The following is a 20,479-nucleotide window of genomic DNA, read 5'->3' on the forward strand; positions in this document are numbered from 1 at the left end:
AATGAACAAAACGTTTTATCAAGGGTTAAAAGCAGTATTTGTAATTTTCCTTGCCCTGACAAGTTCAAGGTTGGATGCATCGGAGAACATTGCAGATGAAGCTAAACTAAAAGTTTCCTCACAATTGCATGGAAGTGAAGCTTCCAATTTAACAGATGGTGTCATTAGGATGCACGGTATTGGCGAATGGGCCAGTAAAGGTGAGCGAAAGGCATGGGGAGCTAATCTGTTGCCGTGGCTTCAAATGGAGTGGGAAAGTGCTCGAAACATAAATGCCATAGTTATTTATGATCGGCCCGGACTTGACGAACATACGGCAGGCGGTGTCCTAAAATTTAGTGATGGGTCCATTATCCGTGTAAACACCATCCCGAACAATGGAGATGCCAAAAGAATTGAATTTCCTGTTAAAACTGTTGAATGGGTACGTTTTGAGGTAACCGATGGAGAAGGGCTTAACCTGGGACTTTCCGAAATAGAGGTGTTCGCATCACCAACAGATAGCGAAAACCCTTTGTTTTGGGTAAACCCGTTTATAGAATCTGCCAAGGGACGTTATTTTTTCTTCACGCCCGGGGCACACCCAATGGGAATGGTAGCTGCAGCACCTGTAACTCGAAATAAAAATCAATATGGGGGAGGATACAACTATAATTCCACAGAGGTGTTGGGGTTCGAACAGATTCATGGTTGGTGTCTTTCCGGAATACAGATTATGCCCACACTTGGTAATATAGACCCTACTTTGGGAGATCAAGGTTGGAAGTCGAGTTTTAGTCATGATGATGAAATAGCCATGCCCGGATATCAACGCCTATATCTTAAAGAGCACCATGTGTGGACAGAGCTTACCAGTACCAAACGTACTACCCTGTATCGATTTAAATACACAAAAGCGGACAAGGCCAGTATCTTGACCAATTTAGGAGGATATTTAGGGAACTCTACCATGATCAATGCAGATGTTCGCAAGGTCAATCAAAATGAGTTGGAAGGTTCTTTTGAGTCCGCAGGTAGATTTTGGGGCGGTCCGGAAAAGGTAAAAGTGTTTTTTGTAATTCAATTTGATAAATCCTTTAAATCCTTGGATGGTTGGAAGGACAAAGAGAACCTTAACAATGTAAGCTCCGTAAAAGGCTCCGATACCATGACCCGGAGGGATTCCGTCGTTTTTGCAGGTATTACCCAGAGTTATTGGGATGCGCCGACTACGGGAGTTACTGCCAATTATGATGTGGAGGCAGGGGAAGAGGTCCAAATGAAAATTGCCATTTCATATACCTCCGTGGAAAATGCCCGTAAAAATCTTCAAACCGAAGCTCCACATTGGGAATTTGACCGTTACAAAGAAGATGCCTTCAAAATATGGGAAGAAAAACTGGATAGAATTGCGGTGAAGGGAGGAACCGAGCAGCAACGTGAAAAATTTTATACCGACTTATGGCATATACTTTTGGGAAGAAGGATCCTTAATGATGTTAGTGGTGATTATCCCGATTATACCCAGGGAGAACGCCAAGGTAACTTTACCAAGGCCGATTTAAAAGTTAGAACACTGCCGAGAGACAAGGATGGCAAGGCAAAGTTCAACATGTATAATTTTGATGCCTTATGGCTTACCCAATGGAACCTGAACATTGTTTGGGGATTGGCATGGCCCGAAATTTTGGATGATTTTTCGGCCTCCTTGGTCCAATATGCGGATAATGGAGGGTTGCTACCTAGAGGCGCCATAGCAGGCGGATATTCGTATATAATGACAGGAAACCCAGCAACAAATATGCTGGTGAGCACCTACATGAAAGATTTGATGACCAAAACAAATCCAAAACACGCATTTAAGGTCATGAAAAACAATCATATGCCTGGAGGTATGATGAGCGACTCTGTGGAAGACCTTGAATTTTACATAGAAAATGGGTATTGCCCAGGTAATGCTGGCAAAACATTGGAGTGGTCTTTTCAAGATTGGTCACTTTCCCAGATGGCAAAAAAAATGGGCAGGACAAAAGACCAAGCTTATTTCTCCAAGAGAGCGGAAGGATGGACCAAATTGTTTCATTCTGACTCAAAATTATTATTGCCCAAGGATAAGTCGGGTAATTGGGTGCACACGGATTTATTATCTGGTCAAGGTTGGGTAGAGTCCAACGCATGGCAGGGAACCTGGTCGGTCTCCCATGGCATATCCAAATTGTCCCAGCTTATGGGAGGGAACGATGCCCTTGCCGACAAGCTCAACTTTGCCTTTGAGCAAGCCGCTCCCGAAGATTTTGTATTCGGGTATTCCGATGGTTATGTTAGTTATGCCAATCAACCAGGTTGTTCCAATGCACACGTTTTCAACCATGTTCAAAAACCGTGGCTCACACAATATTGGGTGAGAAGGGTAAATGAGCAGGCTTACGGGGCAACAACTGTAGATCAAGGGTACGGAGGTCATGATGAGGACCAAGGTCAAATGAGTGGCGTAAGTGCTTTGATGTCCATGGGGCTTTTTAGCTTAACTGGGAACAATTCAATCACACCGACCTACGAAATTACGAGTCCCATCTTTGATGAGATAACCATAAAACTTAATCCAACGTACTACGAAGGAGAGGAGTTTACCATCAAAACTTTGGACAACAGTAAAGAGAACACCTATATCCAAGGGGCGACATTGAATAATAGGCCGCTCCAAAAGTATTGGTTCACGCACGATGTATTTCAAAAAGGGGGAGAGCTTATTCTACAGCTAGGGCCCGAACCAAATACCAATTGGGGTATTGAATAGTAAAAATGACGAATAGCTTCCGTAGGGAAGAAGGCAGCAATGAAAAAAAGGAAGGTAATATTTGGAATTTGGTCTTTTCCGCTATTGATATTAATGGTCTCTTGTCAGAAGACTGTTGATCAAGGGGAATACCTTTTTGAGCCGGTTGCTGCCGAGGCTTCCGGAATCCATTTTTCCAATGATCTTCCTTTGGATGATGATTTGAATATCCTTAACTATATCTACTATTTCAATGGCGGTGGTGTTGCAGTGGGAGATATAGATAACGATGGATGGGATGATCTTTTTTTTACCGGAAACCAAGTTTCCAATCAATTGTACCTTAATCAAGGCGGGTTAAAGTTTAAGGATATTACCAAGGAATCCGGTCTGGCGTCTAAAGGGTGGTCTTCTGGTGTTAGCATGGTGGATATTAATACAGATGGTTGGTTGGACATATATGTGTGCAGATCCGGGCATTTAGATCCTGACCAACGTAAGAACCTGCTCTATATTAACCAAAAGGATGGAACCTTTGTTGAAATGTCCCAGGAATATGGTTTGGCAGACCCTGCTTATTCCACACAAGCAGCCTTTTTCGATTATGATCTGGACGGTGATCTAGATATGTATTTACTCAACCATATGCACCAAATGACAGGAATGAACAATCCTGTACCAAGAAAACTGAACGGTGAATCTGAAAGTACCGACAAACTATACAGAAACGATGGTGTGGGGTCATTAGGGCATCCAACGTTTACAGAGGTTTCCCAAGAAGCAGGTATTATTGTCGAGGGATTTGGTCTTGGTGTTGGGATAAGTGATCTTAATCATGATGGGTATCCAGACATCTATGTGTCCAACGATTTTATTTCCAATGATATTCTCTATATCAATCAAGCTGATGGAACTTTTTTAGATCGGACCAAGGCATATCTCAGCCATCAGAGCCATAATGGCATGGGGAACGATATTGCGGATATCAACAACGATGGCCTTACCGATATTTTGGTGTTGGACATGTTGCCGTCGGATAATCGCCGCAGAAAGCTAATGCTGAACAAACCCAATTATAACTTATTTGAATTCAGTAAAAGTTTGGGATATCAACCCCAATACATGAGAAACACCTTTCAATTGAACAATGGCAAGCATGCCCCGTTCAGTGAGGTGGGCCAACTTATGGGGATTAGTAGCACCGACTGGAGCTGGGGAGGGCTAATGGCGGATTATAATGGTGACGGTCTAAAGGATATGTTCATTACCACGGGCTACTTGAAAGATATGACCGATCTGGATTTTATCGTATATAGGAGAAAACAGTTCAAATTTAGGACCCGAGAGGAAGCGGACAGTATATATTTGGCCAGTATCAATAAACTACCAGAGGTTCCACTCCAAAACTACTTTTACAAGAACAATGGAAGCCTGAATTTTGAAGATACATCATTAAAATGGGCACCAGGGTCGCTAGGATTCTCTAATGGTGCGGTGTACGCAGACTTGGACAATGATGGAGATTTGGATATTGTGACTAACAATATTAATGGAAAAGCCAGTTTGCTGAAAAACAACTCACTCCAACAAGAAGATGGAAAGCGCACTGGTTTAAAGCTAAATTTTGAAGGTCCACAAACCAATCCAAATGGGATAGGGGCGAAAGTATGGGCATATGCAGATGGCAGTGTTCAATTTTTGGAAAACTATACTACTCGTGGATTTCAATCTAGTGTGGCGCCTTCACTGTATTTTGCCTTTCAAGAGCATAAAAGAAAGGACAGTCTTGTGGTAGTTTGGCCAGATGGAAAGAGAAAATCTTATGGCAATTCAGTAATGGACTCCATCGCAACACTTCGATATACCGATGCTACCGAAACAGTCTTGCCAAAAAGTGATATAGAAGAGGGGCAAATTTTCGCAAAGGTAGATGGGTTACTCCAGTTTGTGCATGAAGAAATTCCATTTTCAGATTTTGATATAGAACCACTTATTCCACAGAAATTCTCTACTAGTGGACCCTCACTTGCAGTTGCCGATGCCAATGGGGATGGTCTGGATGATATTTTCATCGGAGGCTCACATGACTTTTCCGGTCAACTTCATACACAAACCATGGACGGGAAATTTATCGCCAATACTTTGGGGATGGATGCTGAACACGAAGATGTTGGCAGTTTGTGGTTTGATGCGGACAATGATGGTGATAATGATCTCTACGTGGTCAGTGGCGGGTCGGAGTTTTCATTGATGAAACCGGGATATTATCAGGATAGATTGTATTTAAATGATGGTCAAGGAAATTTATCCTTGTCCGTTGACGCTTTGCCCAATATAAATACAAGCGGAAGCTGTGTAGTTGCTTCGGACTATGATCAGGACGGGGATCTAGATCTTTTTGTTGGGGGAATGGTAGTACCTGGAAGTTACGGGGTATCTCCCAAAAGCTATGTTTTGGAAAATAACCAAGGCAAATTCTCCGATGTAACCTTGATCAAGTTGGGTGAACAACAATTGGGTATGGTCTCCTCGGCACTTTGGACTGATGTGAACAATGATGGCCGGACCGATCTTATGGTTGTTGGAAAGTGGATGTCGATAACTATTTATCTAAATAAAAAAGGAAGCTTCGAAAAGATAGAATTGCCCATTTCAACAGGTTGGTGGAATAGTATCAATGGCGGCGATTTTGATAATGATGGGGATACGGATTACATCATTGGAAACCATGGGACGAACAGTGTTTATAGTGCAACAGAAGAATACCCGATGGAGCTATATGTAGGTGATTTTGATAGGGATGGGAAGATAGACCCACTTATTTCTCAATATAGTTTGAGTCCTGAAGGAGACTTTAAAAGTTATCCTTTGGCATCCAGGGATTTATTGGCGGAACAAATGGTTTCCGTTAAAAGTACATATAAAAACTACCGTTCCTATGCCGATCTAGAGATCAAGGATCTTCTTTTGAACAGTATGGAGGAAAACCCTATTAAGAAAGAAGTAAGACAGCTAAAGAGCATATATGTTGAGAACCTTGGAGAAGGTAAATTCAAATTAAAGGAATTACCAAAGGAAGCTCAATGGGCCCCGGTTATGGGTACCAATATTACTGATTTAGATCAAGATGGCAGTCTCGATGCGGTCCTCGTTGGAAATTTCTACGATTACGAAGTGGGTTATGGGCAGAATGATGCTTTTCTAGGGCTTGTTTTAAAAGGGGATGGCAAAGGGAACTTTGTGCCTATGGACCATAAGGCCACTGGTTTTTTAATACACGGGAATGCCAGGGCCTTGGTCAAAGTTGTGGGGCAAGACAAAGAATTTTTGGTGTCCTCACTCAACAAGGATAGTATTCAGGTTCATAAAACCCGGAAAGGATCGGGCAATAAAATAGAAGTCCCAGCTCATGCGCAATCTGGGATAATCACTTTAGAAAACGGAATAAAAAGAAAAATAGAATTCTATTACGGTGAGGGCTATCTATCACAATCCACCAAAAAGGTTGTTTTGCCCAAGAATGCCCAGATAAAATTTAAAACCAATAAAGAATAAAGGTTCCATGCAGGATAAAAACACATACTATCTCGGTATAGATATAGGAGGCAGCCATTTTGCCATGGGTGTTGTTAATGCCGATACGATGTCTTTACTAACAGAAACAGTGAATCGCTTTCCAGTAGATAGTAGATTGAGTGCCCTTCCTGTATTGAGGCAATTAATTTCATCCATAAGACAGACCATTGAAAATTTTCAAAAACCGATTAGGGGAATTGGTGTATCCGTTCCCGGTCCGTTCGATTACGGACAAGGTGTTTCACATATAAGAGGGCTTAATAAGTTCGATTCCCTTTATGGAGTCAATCTTAAACTGTTTTTGTGGGCACATCTGCAGGACACCTTGGAGTCTATTGAACAGATAGCCTTTCTTAACGATGCTGATAGTTTTGTACTAGGGGAGACCTATTCCAATAATCTTCATACGGGCAAAGTTTTAGGGGTAACTCTAGGTACAGGAATCGGTTCAGGTTTTGTGGTCGATGGAGAAGTGGTCACAATTGATGATAATATCCCACACGAGGGTAACATATATAACCTTCCTTTTAAAGGAAAAAGAGTAGAAGATTGGATTTCTACCCAATGGTTTCTGGATACTTACTTTAAAGTATTTGGCACGTCCGTGGACAATGTAAAACAAATAGCCGATCAAGCGGAAACCTCTTTAAAAGCAAAGGATATATTTGAACAGTACGGACGGCATTTAGGAGAAGTCATGAACTCGCTTTCGGATTCGTTTAAGCCAGAAGCCATTGTTATCGGAGGCAGTATCTCAAAAAGTTATCACTTGTTCAACAACGCATTCGAAGCGTGTTTTGCGATCCCTCCAAGTATTCGAATTACAAAAGGCACGGCCAACGCGGCCATATTAGGTGCCGTTATACATTTAACCATTAAACAGAATAAATTGAACACAAAAAGAAAAACGGAGCAGTATGTGATGCCGATGCGGGCAGATGAGTCTAAAAAAGGTGAAGGCTATACGGTTTACCCCTCTTTTGAGATTGCAACAGGGACCGTTTCCATGGGTGTTGAAAACCTTGTTGATGAACTTCCCAAAGAAGGATGTATTCTCATAGATGGTTATATGGGAGCCTACTGGGAGGAGTTTATGGGGCAACTTACTGCTGCCCTTCAAAAAAGGAATGTTGAACACGTCACTTATGATATGGCCTCGGCATATAAGGATGTCGAGTGCATTGAAAAAATGATAGAACCATTTTTGGGCGGGGACGACCCAGTTTTTGGAAAACTTTACCCAGGAAATCTTGAAGATTTTTTTGATGCAGATAAAGTAAAATCAATTCAATGTTCGGAAGGAGCGTTAAATATTTTTTATGGGCCGGGAGCAGCCTTAAGTGGACAAAATGGAACTATCGTTTATATAGATATACCAAAGAACGAAGTACAGTTCCGTTCCAGAGCTGGTCAAGTTGCCAATTTGGGCAATGTAATGGTCGAGGATAAAAAACAACAGTACAAGCGAATGTACTTTATAGATTGGCAGGTACTCAATAAACACAAGCAACAACTTTTAAAGAATATTGATTTTATTGTTGATGGGCAGTTTGGAAATAACATCACCTGGTGTACCGGTGACACCTTAAGGGAAGGCCTACAAGAAATGACCTCGCATGCTTTTAGACCAAGACCGTGGTTTTCTCCGGGTATTTGGGGCGGCGATTGGATGAAAGAAAGGTTTGGGGAATTGGCCCAAGATGTTCCAAATTATGCATGGTCTTTTGAATTGATCGCCCCAGAAAATGGAATTGTGATATCTAAAAATGGGGTAAGACTGGAAGTTTCATTTGACTTTTTAATGTTCCAGGACAATCAAGGTATTTTAGGCGAGGCAGCAAGTGTATTTGGCACAGAGTTTCCGATTAGGTTTGATTACCTGGATACTGTAAATGGACAGAACCTATCCGTACAGTGTCATCCAACTGTACCGTATATGCGAGAAAATTTTGGGCATAATTTTACCCAAGATGAAACATACTATATTCTTGATGCCGAACCAGGGGCAAAAGTCTATTTGGGATTTAATGAAGGAGTTAAAAGGGAAGAATTCCAAAACGCCTTGGAACAGAGTCATAGCGAAGCAAAACCGATGAACGTTGAGGATTACGTCCAAACCTTTGAGGCAAACAAGCACGATCTTTTCCTAATACCAAATGGAACGGTGCACTGTTCGGGTATAGGCAATTTGGTATTGGAAATTAGTAGTACCCCTTACATATTTACTTTTAAAATGTACGACTGGATGCGAATGGATTTAGACGGGAAACCAAGACCTTTGAACATAGCCCGTGGAGTACAAAACCTAAATATGGAATGCCAAGGAGATAGAGTGGAAGCGGAGTATATCTCCAAGCCAGAAGTATTGCAATCGGGCAATGACTGGAAAATAATTAAACTGCCAACACATCCCAAGCACTTTTATGAAATCCATAGATATGAATTTGATAGTGAAATGACCGTATCGACCAATGGGCAGTGTCATATCCTTAATTTAGTGGAAGGCACCAAGATTAGCGTTTCGGCAAATGGAAGGAGTATGGATGTACACTATGCGGAGACATTTGTGGTACCGGCCGCCACAGGCAGTTATACCATCAAAAATTTAGGTTCGGGAACTGCCAAAGTGGTTGAATCCAACGTTAAGCCAGAAATTAGTAAAACGGGTCTATAAACAAGAATAAAGCATGGAAGCACATAAAAACTATTACCTCTTTAAGATTACGGCCATTGGCGCTTTAGGTGGTTTGCTGTTCGGGTACGATACCGCGGTGATCTCTGGCGCAATCGGTTTTATGGAAAGCAAGTTTTCCCTGACTCCAGCATTAAAAGGATGGGCAGTGTCCAGTGCAATTGTAGGCTGTGTTATTGGAGCTTTGACAGCCGGATATGTAGCGGATAGGATGGGGCGTAAAAAAGCCTTGATCATAACAGCGTTGCTATTTGCCCTGTCGGCCATCGGGTGTTTATTGGCGCCAAATTTCACGCTTTTGGTCGTCGCAAGAATCATTGGAGGGGTAGGAGTAGGTGCGGCTTCCATGCTTTCACCATTGTATATTTCGGAGATTTCTCCAGCAGAAAAAAGAGGCTCTTTGGTCTCTTTGTACCAACTGGGTATTGTGTTGGGAATAATTATAGTGTACTTCTGTAACTATTTAGTGGCACGATCAGGAGGAGAAGCTTGGAACATTGAATATGGATGGCGGTATATGTTGGGTTCTGAGGCCGTACCTGCACTACTGTTTTTGGTGGCCTTGTTTTTTGTTCCCGAAAGCCCAAGATGGCTTTCCAAGAACGGCGACAATGTTAAGGCACTTATGATACTGGAAAGATTGAATACCCGGGAGAAGGCACTAAAAATCCACCAAGAAATTCAAATGGCATTAAAGCAGGAAAAAGGCAAATTGTCAGAATTGTTTGAAAAAGGGTTCAGAACCGCAATCATTATAGGTGTTGTACTTGCGCTTTTTTCACAGATTACAGGAATAAATGCCATAATGTACTATGCGCCGGAAATATTAAAATCTGCTGGTTTTGGGGTGGATTCTGCCTTAATGCAAACAGTTTTGATTGGCGTTATAAACTCTATATTCACCTTTGTTGCCATTAAATATATAGACAAGGCCGGGCGAAAAAAGTTGTTGCTATGGGGAATAATGGGCATGATTATATGTCTTTTGGTTATAGGTTCACTATATCATTTCAATGCGCTTCAAGGACCATGGCTGCTCATTTTTATATTGGGATTTGTAGCCTGTTTCGCATCATCATTAGGACCGATTCCTTGGGTGATCATTTCAGAAATCTTCCCTACAAAGGTACGAGGTGTAGCCATGTCCATATGTGTTATGGTACTATGGGTCGGGGTTATGCTCATATCACAGTTTACTCCGGTACTGTTAAGTGACCTTGGGCCATCATACACCTTCTGGCTATTTATGGCCAACGCCATTTTCCTATGGATATTTACCTTAAAAATGATTCCGGAGACCAACGGACAAACTTTGGAAGAAATTGAAATGGGCTGGAAAAAATAAAGCACTATGATAAAAACACATTTAAAATTATTGTGGGTAACTCTTATGCTTATACCCATGCTGGTATGTGGACAGGTTGAATTGCCACCGGTATTTTCTTCTAATATGATATTGCCCCGTAATGTGGATATTCCCATTACAGGAAAGGCCAAGCCAAAAACCAATATAACTGTAACTATTGGTGAACAATCCCATAAGGTTAAATCCAATAGTAAAGGGAAGTGGGAAATACTTTTGGATCCTATGCCCCACGGAGGTCCTTTTATTCTTGAGATTAAAGAAGAGCAGGGAGATAAACTGGTCTTGGATAATGTATTGGTGGGAGATCTATGGCTTTGTGCGGGGCAATCCAATATGCAATATACACCCAACATGCTAAATTATAAGGAAACTCCGGATGATGATTACATCGCTCCAAATCTAAGGTTGTGCTCAGTGTGGGTGGATCAAGATTATCTTCCAAGGGAGAATGTGTCCAATGCGGTTTGGCAGGAAGTTAACAAGGAAACAGCAAGAAATTTCAGTGCTGTTGGTTATTTTTTTGGAAAAGACTTGATCAGGGATAAGAACATTCCTGTAGGGTTGATCAGCAGTAACCTCGGTGCAACTGCTATAGAAACTTGGATGGGAATGGATGTACTTAAAACTTTTCCACAGTTCGATGAGGTCACCGAAAAAATATCCAAAATCAATAAAAGCTATGAAACTTTAGAAAATGAGTTTAATAAAACCCGAAAAAAATGGGATAGCAAATATTATTTAAAAGGACCTGGATTGGATGAAAAATGGTATGAACAAGGGTATGACTATTCGGATTGGGAGGAATGTAACCTGCCTGCATTTTTTAGTGAATTTGGATATGCCTCTCATGATGGTAGTATGTGGTTCAAGCGTACTTTTGATTTGGATACTGACCAATTAAAGAATGATTTTAATATTGTTCTCAACCAAATTGATGATTATGATAGGGTATGGATCAATGGTGTCCAAATTGGTGAATCTTTTGGAAAAAGCAATTTTAGAAACTATACTGCACCTAAGGAAATTCTTCAGGAAGAAGGTAACATACTTACGGTACGGGTCTTCGATGCTGGTGGCAAAGGAGGGATTTATACCAATGCTTTTTGGGGAAATCCGATTCTAAACGGTACTTGGAAATATAAAAAAGGGATAAGTATAGACAGTGGTAAGTTCCCTAAGCCGGAAGTAGGCAATGGAAGCCCCTTTTCGCATCCTATGCTCCTGTACAATGCCAGTATAGCTCCCTTGCACAAATTGCCGATCACAGGGGTAATTTGGTACCAGGGAGAAGCCAATGAAGCTAGAGCTGGGGAATATGCCGACTTGTTACCTGCTATGATTAAGGATTGGCGAGAAAAATGGAACCAGCCCGAAATGCCATTTCTAGTGGTACAATTGGCCAACTATAAGCAAGAGGATAAAACACCTACAAACAGTAACTGGGCCGAGTTGCGCGAATCCCAAATGAAAGCTTCCATTTTGAAAAATGTGGATATTGTTACCGCCATCGATATTGGAGATGCCAACGATATTCATCCCTACAATAAAAAAGAAGTAGCAAAAAGGTTGGCATTATTGGCCAAGCATTACAATTACGGTGAAGAACTTAAAAAAGGACCTGTTTATAAGTCCCATAGCCTGACCAAATCATCTATTTTAATTCAGTTTGATACCTATGGAAGTAAATTGACTAGCAAGGATAAGTTTGGATACTTAAGAGGCTTTGCAATAGCTGGCGAGAATGGTGAGTTTAAATGGGCCAAAGCCGAATTGGTCGATAACAATACGATAAAGGTGTACCATCAGAATGTCAATGACCCAAAGTATGTAAGATATGCTTGGTCGGACAATCCCGGGCCATTAGACCTTATAAATACAGAAGGACTGCCCGCATTTCCTTTTCGAACAGACAATTTTGAGTTGGGCACCTCCAAGAAAACATATCAATACGATCCGCATGCATTTTAAATATAAAATAGGAGGCTTTCTAATAATATTATTGTTGACCAACACTAACATTTGGTCACAAGAGGAGTCGACAGGGAAAACCGATCCATATGAGTTTCAGGCATCGCCTGCCCCTGAGTGGACAGCATTAATGGAGCGAACCACAGGTTGGTTTGGTGCCGATGGAATATTTACCATACCGTTGGACGGAATAGAAAACCAAGGAGATACAGATAAGGAGACCCTCTTTATTTTTAGTGACACTTACATTGGAGAAGTAATAAACAATGTCCCAAAACCTGGTAATGTAATGGTGAACAATACCACCGCATGGATGAAGGGATTGGAACCAAAGAAATCAGCCATCGATTTTGAGTATAATTTGGGTAGTGATGGAAAACCAACCTCGTATTTTGTTCCGAAAAATAAAAATGCTCGGGACAATGAATATTTTTGGTTGGGGGATGGGTTTATAAATCATCAAAAAAACAACGCACTTTATGTATTTGCCTATCATGTGCATAAAACTGGACCAAATGTTTTTGATTTTGAGCAGACCAATGTAGCATTGTTAAAAGTTGAAGAACCTACTAAAGAAGGAATTGCAGCATCGACTCAAATTGCGACCGATTTAGGGTTTGTGCACCCAACAGAAGGGCGTGTGTATTTTGGTAGCGGACTTTTTGTGAACACTAAAGAAGCCAATGCACCAAAACCAGATGGATATGTTTACATCTACGGTATCATGGAAAGACAAAAATCCTTGATAGCCGCACGGGTCAGACCAGAAAATATCGAGAATATAAATAAGTGGCGATTCTGGAACGGTAAAACATGGGGGGTACAAAAGGAAGAAGTTGTGGAAATAACCAATGCAATTTCCAATGAGCTTAGTGTAACACCAACAGAGGATGGTAATTTCTTGCTAACTTTTACGGTTCTGGGCCTGTCCGATAAGGTAGGTATCCGTGTAGGGACCAGTCCTATAGGTCCATTTGGTCAAATCCATGAAGTATACACCTGTCCTGAATATAAGGAAAATGGACTTTTCCCTTACAATGCAAAAGCGCATTATCATTTATCAAAACCGGGAGAACTGTTGATCAGTTATAACACAATAACCCTAAATTTTTGGGAAGATATTCAAAAGGATGCGAGTATATATCATCCTAGATTTATAAAAGTAAAATATAAGTAACGGACATTGGACCTTAAAAAAAGTATATGAAAAACTGGATAAATAAGTATTTAATTACCGCAGGAGCATTATCAATTGTCTTGGCCGGCACAAGCTGTAAGGATGAGACAAAAAAGAAACCGGCCGAAGGAAATAATGGGAATACGGAGGCCACTGTTGCCAATGTATCACCAGAATGGAGTCAACTCTTTATTAAAAATGAAGGGTGGTTCGGTGGAGACGGAATTTTTGGCATTCCTATGGATGGTAAAGAATTTGTAACGGCAACAGATAGTACAATCACACTTTTTACTTTCGGGGATACCATGATCGGGCATCATGATGGTAAAACTTTAGTACCGGAAGATTTTCAAATGATAAATAATTCCGTTGGGATTCTGCAAGGTAATACGCCAAATAAAAGTCAAATTTCTTTCCATTGGAAAGAAGGTGAAGATCCAAAGGACAAAGCGCTTTTTAAACCAATTACGCCCAACTCCGAAACAGATGATTATTATTGGTTAGGGGATGGATTTGTAAATACCGAAGGAGATGATAACCTGTATATCTTTGCCTATCCTGTTCGGGAAAAGGATACTACAGGTATAGGAGGCTTTAATTTTCAACAAGTTGGAGTAAACCTAATACAAATTCCGAAGGGCAGTAAACCTCCGTATTTAGATCATGCCCAACTGGAGACTCCATTTTTTGATTCGGAGACCCAGACTTCATTTGGAAGCGCTATTTATGTAAACACTAGGTCTGCAGGAGCTCCTGATCCAGATGGCTATGTTTATACCTATGCCGTATCAAACCAAGAAGGTACCAAAGGCCTGTTGGTGGCCAGGGTACAGCCAAAAAACTATGTAAAGTTTGATCAATGGAGATTCTGGAACGGGCAAGATTGGGTTCCAGAAATGGGGGAGGCCATCATAATAGCTAGGGATGTATCCAATGAAATGAGTGTATCCCCTACATTGGATGGTAAAATTGTATTGACCTACCAACGGTTTACCATGGGGCCAGAAGTTGCCATACAAATTGGAGAGTCTCTTGTTGGGCCGTTCGGTGAACCCGAAATAGTTTATAGGACAACTGAAAACGAAACCAATGAAACCTATTTTACCTATAATGCCAAAGCTTACCCCCATCTATCCAAACCAGGAACACTTTTAGCTAGTTACAATGTAAACTCATTTGACTTTTGGGCGGACATTTTAAAAGACCCCAATCTCTACCGACCAAGGTTTCTGGAAATTCCATTGGAACGGTAAGCTATCGTTTAATATCTATACTGTAAGTAAATTGATCGGCCCTGTAAAAACCTATATTGTATTCTATAGGTCTGTTACCAGGGTCGTAAACTACCCGTTTTCTTTGAAGAATGGCCGAGTTCACTGGAACCCCCAATTTTACCGCAAGGAATTTATTGGCCAGAATAGCACTTATCTGCTCTCTGGATAGAACAGGTATGGTATGGTATTCATGCTCCAGGATATCGTATAGGTGACGTTCAAAATCCTCATTGCCGGTAATACCAATTCTTGGATGAAAATAACTTATAAAATACACAAAAGGACCATTGTCCAGCCCCCGCAGTCGTTCCAGTTTAAAAAGCTCATGTCCCTCCTTTACCTCTAACTGCTCAGAAATATCCGTGTCCGCTTTTATTTGGGATACCTTGATTTCATAATTTCTGAAGTCAATACCTTGGGCGTGCATTTCTTGGCTAAAACTGACCCAATTGGAAAGTTTGGTCTCGACCTGTTTTTTGGCCACTTTGGTACCTACCCCTTTTTTCCTTATCAATAATTTTTCTTGAACCAATCTATTAGTGGCTTGCCGAATTGTATTTCTTGAAATTCCAAGTCGTTTGGACAGGTCGACTTCTTTTGGTAGGAATTTACCATTTTGGTATTCCGGGTCATTGATCATATCCCTTAATATCTTCTCAACTTGAAGATGTAAGGGTACCGGACTATCATGATCGATACTAAGGGACTTAAGAGCTTGTATGTTCTTTTGTTCAGACATTATACAAACTTATAAAATTTGTACGTAACAATAGAAAATCATAATAAGGTAAACTTTGGCCAATGTTTAGATTTTGATAATCTGCAAGGGAAACGAGTGCAATTGATTGTACGCCAAACTGTTGTGTGTAATGGTCAAAGCTAGCTAACAATTAGTTCAATTTTTGCTAACATTTTCTTGAAATTGTTCACTACGGGATTCCTCAATTTCACGACTCTTAATTACAAAGCCCATTTAGAAGGGCGAATATATGAGACGGGAAAAAATAGAAGAAGCTTGTGCCAGGTATTTGGCGGGGGAAGGAAATCGGGAGGAACGATTCCTTTTCGAATTGGAACTCAGCCTAAACGATGAGGTCAAGAAAATATATACCACTTATAAAGAGATTTGGGACAACTACCCTGTGGACTACAAAGACCATGAATCTGCAGAGCTTCAGTTGAACAAAGCAAAAAAGCGATTTAGTATTGCCAATATTGGAGCAAAGAGAATTTCTTTGGCTATTGCTGCCAGTATCGTGGTCGGACTGTTTATTATTGGTGGAAGTTTGTTTAAAAACCCCGTTAAAACATTTAAAACTGGTGCAGGCGAACGATTAACACTTCAATTGCCAGATAGTTCAACGGTAATCCTTAATGAGGACAGCCAAATAAGTTACTCGAAAAATTTTTCGGAGAACAGGTTGGTGAACCTTTACGGGGAGGCATATTTCGATATAGTGCACAAAAAAGAATCCCCCTTTAAGGTTTTGACCAGTAATATCCAAGTAAAGGTATTGGGGACCCGATTCAATGTAAATACCAAAGAACACCTTAAAACGGTATCCCTCGAGACCGGTAGGGTAGAAGTTCTGATCCCTGAAAATGGTATGAACCTTACCCTTATGCCAAGTGAACAGATAATATATAGCCCCTCTACAAAAAATATTGATAAGACCCGGTTTAATGTCGATGAGATATTGGCTTGGAAACAGGAAACCTTGGAGCTGAAAGGAGAGAGTATAGCACGTTTGCTTCCAAAAATAAACAACTACTATGGCGTAAAGTTTACTTGCCCGGATACCGTAATTGCAAAAAAAGCATTGGCAGGAACTTTTAAGGGCAAACGGATAAATGAATTTATAGAATCCATTGAGTTTATTACCGGATTTGAGATTGATAAGGTAGGGAATAGAGAATATTTGATGAAGAGAAATGAAAACTAGTCCCGAAAAATCCAATTCCGTAGCAAACTCCAAGAATAGACAATTGTTTCAACAATTGGCAAATGGTAAATACAACGCTTTGATGGTCTTACATCAAAAATTTTACGGACCGCTATGCAGATTTGGTAGCATGTTCGAGGAGAACAATCTCATAGTGGAAGAAAAAGTGGCCGATGTATTTATCGATCTGTGGAGTAAACGTCATCAATTGGAAAACATTGAACAGCCAAAGGCCTACATGTACATAATGGCTCGGAACAAGTTGTTGCGAACAGCAAAGTCCGAACGTTCATTGGACCGATTCCATGACTATTCTCGAGAATCAACCTTACAACAACCTAGTTATGAAGATGAATTAATTGATCAAGAACAAAATCGAATAAATCAAAAAAAGATTGCAATGGTTCTTGCTAAAGTCCCCCAGCGCTCTAGGCGTGTATTCGAAATGAGTAGAATAGAAGGTTTCAAATACAAGGAGATAGCAGAATTATTGGGAATATCTTATCGCACAGTAGAGCAGCACGTGGCCAATGCCATGAAAACCATCAAAGAAAATATAACAAACCAAAGTAACGCTTAGTACAACATCTAAAAATGAAAAAATTAGTACTGTTGGTCCTTTTGCTATCCACGCAACTTAATTGGGCCTCAAATTTTGAACGCACAGAAAGGGTTTGGTTCAATAAAACCATCAACCTTAATATTTCCCATCAAAATGTGGAAGATGTTTTCCATATTATCGAAGACGAACTTGCCGTTAATTTTATTTATGCAAAGAACAAGAACTTGACCGATATTAAGGTAAGCATCGCATTGAGCAATGCTTCCTTGGACCAGGTATTGACCTCATTGGAAAACAAGACAGGATTAAAATTCAAGAAAACCCACAACGGTATTTTGGTAAAACTACCCACAGCGGTACAGCAACAAACAACTATTAGCGGTAACGTGGTGGATGATACGGGAGCCCCATTGCCCGGGGTTTCATTGGTTGTAAAAGGGACCAAGAGTGGAACAATGACGGATTGGGACGGTAATTTTACCATTACCATCGAAAGGTTCCCTGCTTCAATTCTGTTTTCTCACGTAGGTTTTGAAAGCCAGACCGTTTCCGTGACCAATGCAAGCGCATTGAACATTGTATTGCAACCAAGTTTTTCGGAGTTGGATGAGGTGGTTGTAACAGGCCAGGGAGCCGGGATCAATAAGAAAAGAATCTCCAGTAAAGTAGAGGTTTTGAAGGCAGAAGAACTGGAAGACATTCCATCTCAGCGTATAGATCAATTGCTTTCAGCCAAGTTGCCCAACGCACAGATCAATTTAACAGGTGGTCAAGCCGGCGCATCCTCTTTGATGCGCGTAAGGGGTGTAAATTCCGCATTCTTGAGCTCGACACCCATATTTTATATTGATGGTGTTCGAATGGATAACCTAAACACTAGAAGTGCTTTGGGTGGAGGTAGCGCACAAGGTGCGGCCATTAGTTCCATTGCGGATATCCCGATGGACAACATTGAACGTATCGAATACATCAATGGTGGTGCCGCCACAACTTTATACGGTTCCGATGCCGCCAACGGGGTAATCCAGATATTCACCAAAAAAGGTACGGCCCAAGGAACCAAAGTAACCTTGGAGGTGCAAACAGGTATTGAAACCCCGACCACCGATTATCTCTATTTTGATAGAAGCAAAGATCTGTTGTTCCAAACAGGCCTGTTCCAAAAGTACCATGTGGGACTAAATGGAGGCAATAATGGTTTTGGATATAGTTTTTCTGGAAATTATTTGGACAATGAAGGTTCTCAATATGCCAACAACAACTCCAATAGAAAAATTGATTTCAGTACAGGATTTAAAGCACAACTGGGCGAAAAAGTGGTGTACAACAGCTCCTTCATATTTGTGAACAACCAATACAACCGTAACCGGAACGGAAATCAAGGTGGTTATACCGGTCTTTGGTTTGCGGAGAGTGGTTCATCTATTTTAAAAGGATTCAATAATAGGTTGGATGAGATGACCGCTGCAGAGTTTGAAGAAATTAAAGCTTTTGCCCACAGAGCGGAAGAATTACAGGACAATGAAATAAATGTAAATCGTTTTACCACTTCTCAATCTTTCAAATATATGCCATGGGATAATTTGGAGTTCAAATTCACCGGTGGTATCGATTATAGAATCCAATCGGATAAGAACGTTCAGACCAACGAATACTTAACACATACAACTCAAGCTCCAGTGAACGATGAAGGAAGCATTACCAATGTGGATAGAAAGTACTTTGGTATTACCTTGGAATTTACAGGACAGCACAAATGGGATTTAGGAGATTTTAATTTGATAACCACATTTGGCGGCCAATTATTCAGAAACAAGGACCACCAAATCCGTTTTGTGGGAACCAACATTAGGGACGGTGCACGGACCATAAGTGATGCCGCCATAAAAACCAGTGATGAATATTTGACAGAAGTATTGAACTACGGTGTATATCTGCAAGAAAATATTGGTTATAAAGATAAACTGTTCTTTGATCTAGGTGTGAGGGGAGATAGGAACCCGTCTTTTGGAGACAATATAGGTACACAGTTTTATCCTAAAATAGGATTCTCTTATTTACCAAGTTCAGAAGAATTTTTAGCAAATATCGATTGGTTAAATTCACTCAGGGTTAGAGGTAGCTATGGTGTTGCAGGTAATTTGCCCCCGGCATTTGTAAACGAGAGAACAGTTGCTTTCAATGGTTTTCAGGGAGAACAAGCTGCGTTCTTTGCAAATCCCGGCAACGACGATCTAAAACCAGAAAAAACTACGACCTACGAAGCTGGTCTGGATTTGGCTATGTTCGCCAACCGAGTCAACCTTTCCGTATCCAGATATAGTGCTAAAACAGAAGATGCCCTATTCTATGTACCTCCGACACCATCGACCGGATTCGACCAAAGCCAGTTGTACAATGTAGGTGAGATTGAAAACAAAGGATGGGAAATTAGTGCCGTGGTAGAACCAATCAGAACGGATAAGAGCTCTTTGAGACTAAATGTTTCCGTTAATACCTTGGATAACGAAGTGGTAAATTCGGGCGGTATCGCACCATTCAACATTAACGGATTCAGTGCGAGAACCATACAAACAGTGGTTGAAGAAGGATTTCCCGTAGGATACATAAGAGGAAATCGCGGAACTTTTGATGAAAATGGAGTTTTGGAAAGCACAGAGGCTCAGTCGTATTTAGGTACTACATTACCGGATTTTTATGGAAACCTTGGGCTGACTTTTAATTATGGCAGTTTCTCATTCTACGCTAATGGAAGTTATCAAAAAGGAGGTTTTGCCAACAGTTTTGATCAACAGTTCAGGTTTTTATATGGAGCATCGGAAGATAAAATACCAGCTGCTGAAATTGAAGCCAACGGCCGCTCCAACTGGTTGAATTTTACAGACAGATTTACTGAGAAGACCGACTTTTTAAAAGTGAGGGATATAGGGATGAGCTATACCCTAAGACCAAAATCCAGCACGGTTTTCGATAATGTGGTCTTTGGCGTTAATGTAGTGAATCCATTGAATTTCACTTCATCATCCTTTGATCCGGAAGCTACCATAAGTGGTGCGGCAACAGGTCAAGGAGGTGCATCCACAGGAGGTATTTCTTATGCCACCTATTCAGCGCCAAGACAATTTTTAACCTCATTACGAATCAATTTTAAATAATCCCTGAATTA

The 20,479-nt window shown here is 40.8% G+C and carries 11 protein-coding genes; 10 read left to right on the top strand and 1 reads right to left on the bottom strand.

Annotated elements, in window-relative coordinates; all coding sequences use genetic code 11:
• Nucleotide 1 precedes the first annotated feature (1 nt).
• The 7 genes from MJO53_RS12345 to MJO53_RS12375 are packed head-to-tail and all read left to right on the top strand — an operon-like array spanning nucleotide 2 to nucleotide 14,787.
• Nucleotides 2-2,776 carry a GH92 family glycosyl hydrolase gene (locus tag MJO53_RS12345; protein WP_252079289.1) on the top strand — a complete coding sequence of 925 codons (2,775 nt, stop codon included), beginning with the start codon at nucleotides 2-4 and terminating at the stop codon, nucleotides 2,774-2,776.
• A gap of 39 nt (nucleotides 2,777-2,815) precedes the next feature.
• Nucleotides 2,816-6,310 carry a VCBS repeat-containing protein gene (locus MJO53_RS12350; RefSeq protein WP_252079290.1) on the top strand — a complete coding sequence of 1,165 codons (3,495 nt, stop codon included), beginning with the start codon at nucleotides 2,816-2,818 and terminating at the stop codon, nucleotides 6,308-6,310.
• Between the two features lie 7 nt (nucleotides 6,311-6,317).
• Nucleotides 6,318-9,005, top strand: a complete 2,688-nt coding sequence (locus tag MJO53_RS12355; RefSeq protein WP_252079291.1) for an ROK family protein — start codon at nucleotides 6,318-6,320, stop codon at nucleotides 9,003-9,005.
• A 13-nt stretch (nucleotides 9,006-9,018) separates the two neighbouring features.
• On the top strand, nucleotides 9,019-10,368 hold the full coding sequence (locus MJO53_RS12360) for a sugar porter family MFS transporter (RefSeq protein ID WP_252079292.1): 1,350 nt from the start codon (nucleotides 9,019-9,021) through the stop codon (nucleotides 10,366-10,368).
• A gap of 6 nt (nucleotides 10,369-10,374) precedes the next feature.
• Nucleotides 10,375-12,357, top strand: coding sequence for a sialate O-acetylesterase (locus tag MJO53_RS12365; protein WP_252079293.1), 1,983 nt, complete (start codon nucleotides 10,375-10,377; stop codon nucleotides 12,355-12,357).
• Nucleotides 12,347-13,534: a DUF4185 domain-containing protein gene (locus MJO53_RS12370; protein WP_252079294.1), complete on the top strand. Its 1,188-nt coding sequence runs from the start codon at nucleotides 12,347-12,349 to the stop codon at nucleotides 13,532-13,534. Before MJO53_RS12365 ends, MJO53_RS12370 begins: the two co-directional genes overlap by 11 nt.
• A 26-nt stretch (nucleotides 13,535-13,560) precedes the next feature.
• Nucleotides 13,561-14,787: a DUF4185 domain-containing protein gene (locus MJO53_RS12375; RefSeq protein ID WP_252079295.1), complete on the top strand. Its 1,227-nt coding sequence runs from the start codon at nucleotides 13,561-13,563 to the stop codon at nucleotides 14,785-14,787.
• A gap of 1 nt (nucleotide 14,788) precedes the next feature.
• On the opposite strand, the gene MJO53_RS12380 is transcribed toward MJO53_RS12375, so the two are convergent.
• Nucleotides 14,789-15,547: a GntR family transcriptional regulator gene (locus MJO53_RS12380; protein WP_224834937.1), complete on the bottom strand. Its 759-nt coding sequence runs from the start codon at nucleotides 15,545-15,547 to the stop codon at nucleotides 14,789-14,791.
• A gap of 250 nt (nucleotides 15,548-15,797) precedes the next feature.
• Between MJO53_RS12380 and MJO53_RS12385 the strand changes: the two genes are divergently transcribed.
• Genes MJO53_RS12385 through MJO53_RS12395 form a run of 3 tightly spaced genes read left to right on the top strand, consistent with a single transcriptional unit; the run spans nucleotide 15,798 to nucleotide 20,468 of the window.
• Nucleotides 15,798-16,751 carry a FecR family protein gene (locus MJO53_RS12385; RefSeq protein WP_252079296.1) on the top strand — a complete coding sequence of 318 codons (954 nt, stop codon included), beginning with the start codon at nucleotides 15,798-15,800 and terminating at the stop codon, nucleotides 16,749-16,751.
• The gene (locus tag MJO53_RS12390; RefSeq protein ID WP_224834935.1) at nucleotides 16,741-17,331 is read left to right on the top strand and encodes a sigma-70 family RNA polymerase sigma factor; all 591 of its coding nucleotides are present in this window, start codon (nucleotides 16,741-16,743) and stop codon (nucleotides 17,329-17,331) included. The genes MJO53_RS12385 and MJO53_RS12390 overlap by 11 nt, the downstream gene beginning before the upstream one ends.
• Nucleotides 17,332-17,345: 14 nt before the next feature.
• Nucleotides 17,346-20,468: a TonB-dependent receptor domain-containing protein gene (locus tag MJO53_RS12395; protein WP_252079297.1), complete on the top strand. Its 3,123-nt coding sequence runs from the start codon at nucleotides 17,346-17,348 to the stop codon at nucleotides 20,466-20,468.
• Nucleotides 20,469-20,479: the final 11 nt, after the last annotated feature.

The organism is Flagellimonas marinaquae (assembly GCF_023716465.1).
In the GTDB taxonomy this organism is placed as follows: Bacteria; Bacteroidota; Bacteroidia; order Flavobacteriales; family Flavobacteriaceae; genus Flagellimonas; species Flagellimonas alginolytica.

What these genes read in the sequence shown, in the direction of transcription:
- MJO53_RS12345 (WP_252079289.1), top strand. Translation starts at nt 2, where the DNA reads ATGAACAAAACGTTTTATCAAGGGTTAAAAGCAGTATTTGTAATTTTC.
- MJO53_RS12350 (WP_252079290.1), top strand. Translation starts at nt 2,816, where the DNA reads ATGAAAAAAAGGAAGGTAATATTTGGAATTTGGTCTTTTCCGCTATTG.
- MJO53_RS12355 (WP_252079291.1), top strand. Translation starts at nt 6,318, where the DNA reads ATGCAGGATAAAAACACATACTATCTCGGTATAGATATAGGAGGCAGC.
- MJO53_RS12360 (WP_252079292.1), top strand. Translation starts at nt 9,019, where the DNA reads ATGGAAGCACATAAAAACTATTACCTCTTTAAGATTACGGCCATTGGC.
- MJO53_RS12365 (WP_252079293.1), top strand. Translation starts at nt 10,375, where the DNA reads ATGATAAAAACACATTTAAAATTATTGTGGGTAACTCTTATGCTTATA.
- MJO53_RS12370 (WP_252079294.1), top strand. Translation starts at nt 12,347, where the DNA reads ATGCATTTTAAATATAAAATAGGAGGCTTTCTAATAATATTATTGTTG.
- MJO53_RS12375 (WP_252079295.1), top strand. Translation starts at nt 13,561, where the DNA reads ATGAAAAACTGGATAAATAAGTATTTAATTACCGCAGGAGCATTATCA.
- MJO53_RS12380 (WP_224834937.1), bottom strand. Translation starts at nt 15,547, where the DNA reads ATGTCTGAACAAAAGAACATACAAGCTCTTAAGTCCCTTAGTATCGAT.
- MJO53_RS12385 (WP_252079296.1), top strand. Translation starts at nt 15,798, where the DNA reads ATGAGACGGGAAAAAATAGAAGAAGCTTGTGCCAGGTATTTGGCGGGG.
- MJO53_RS12390 (WP_224834935.1), top strand. Translation starts at nt 16,741, where the DNA reads ATGAAAACTAGTCCCGAAAAATCCAATTCCGTAGCAAACTCCAAGAAT.
- MJO53_RS12395 (WP_252079297.1), top strand. Translation starts at nt 17,346, where the DNA reads ATGAAAAAATTAGTACTGTTGGTCCTTTTGCTATCCACGCAACTTAAT.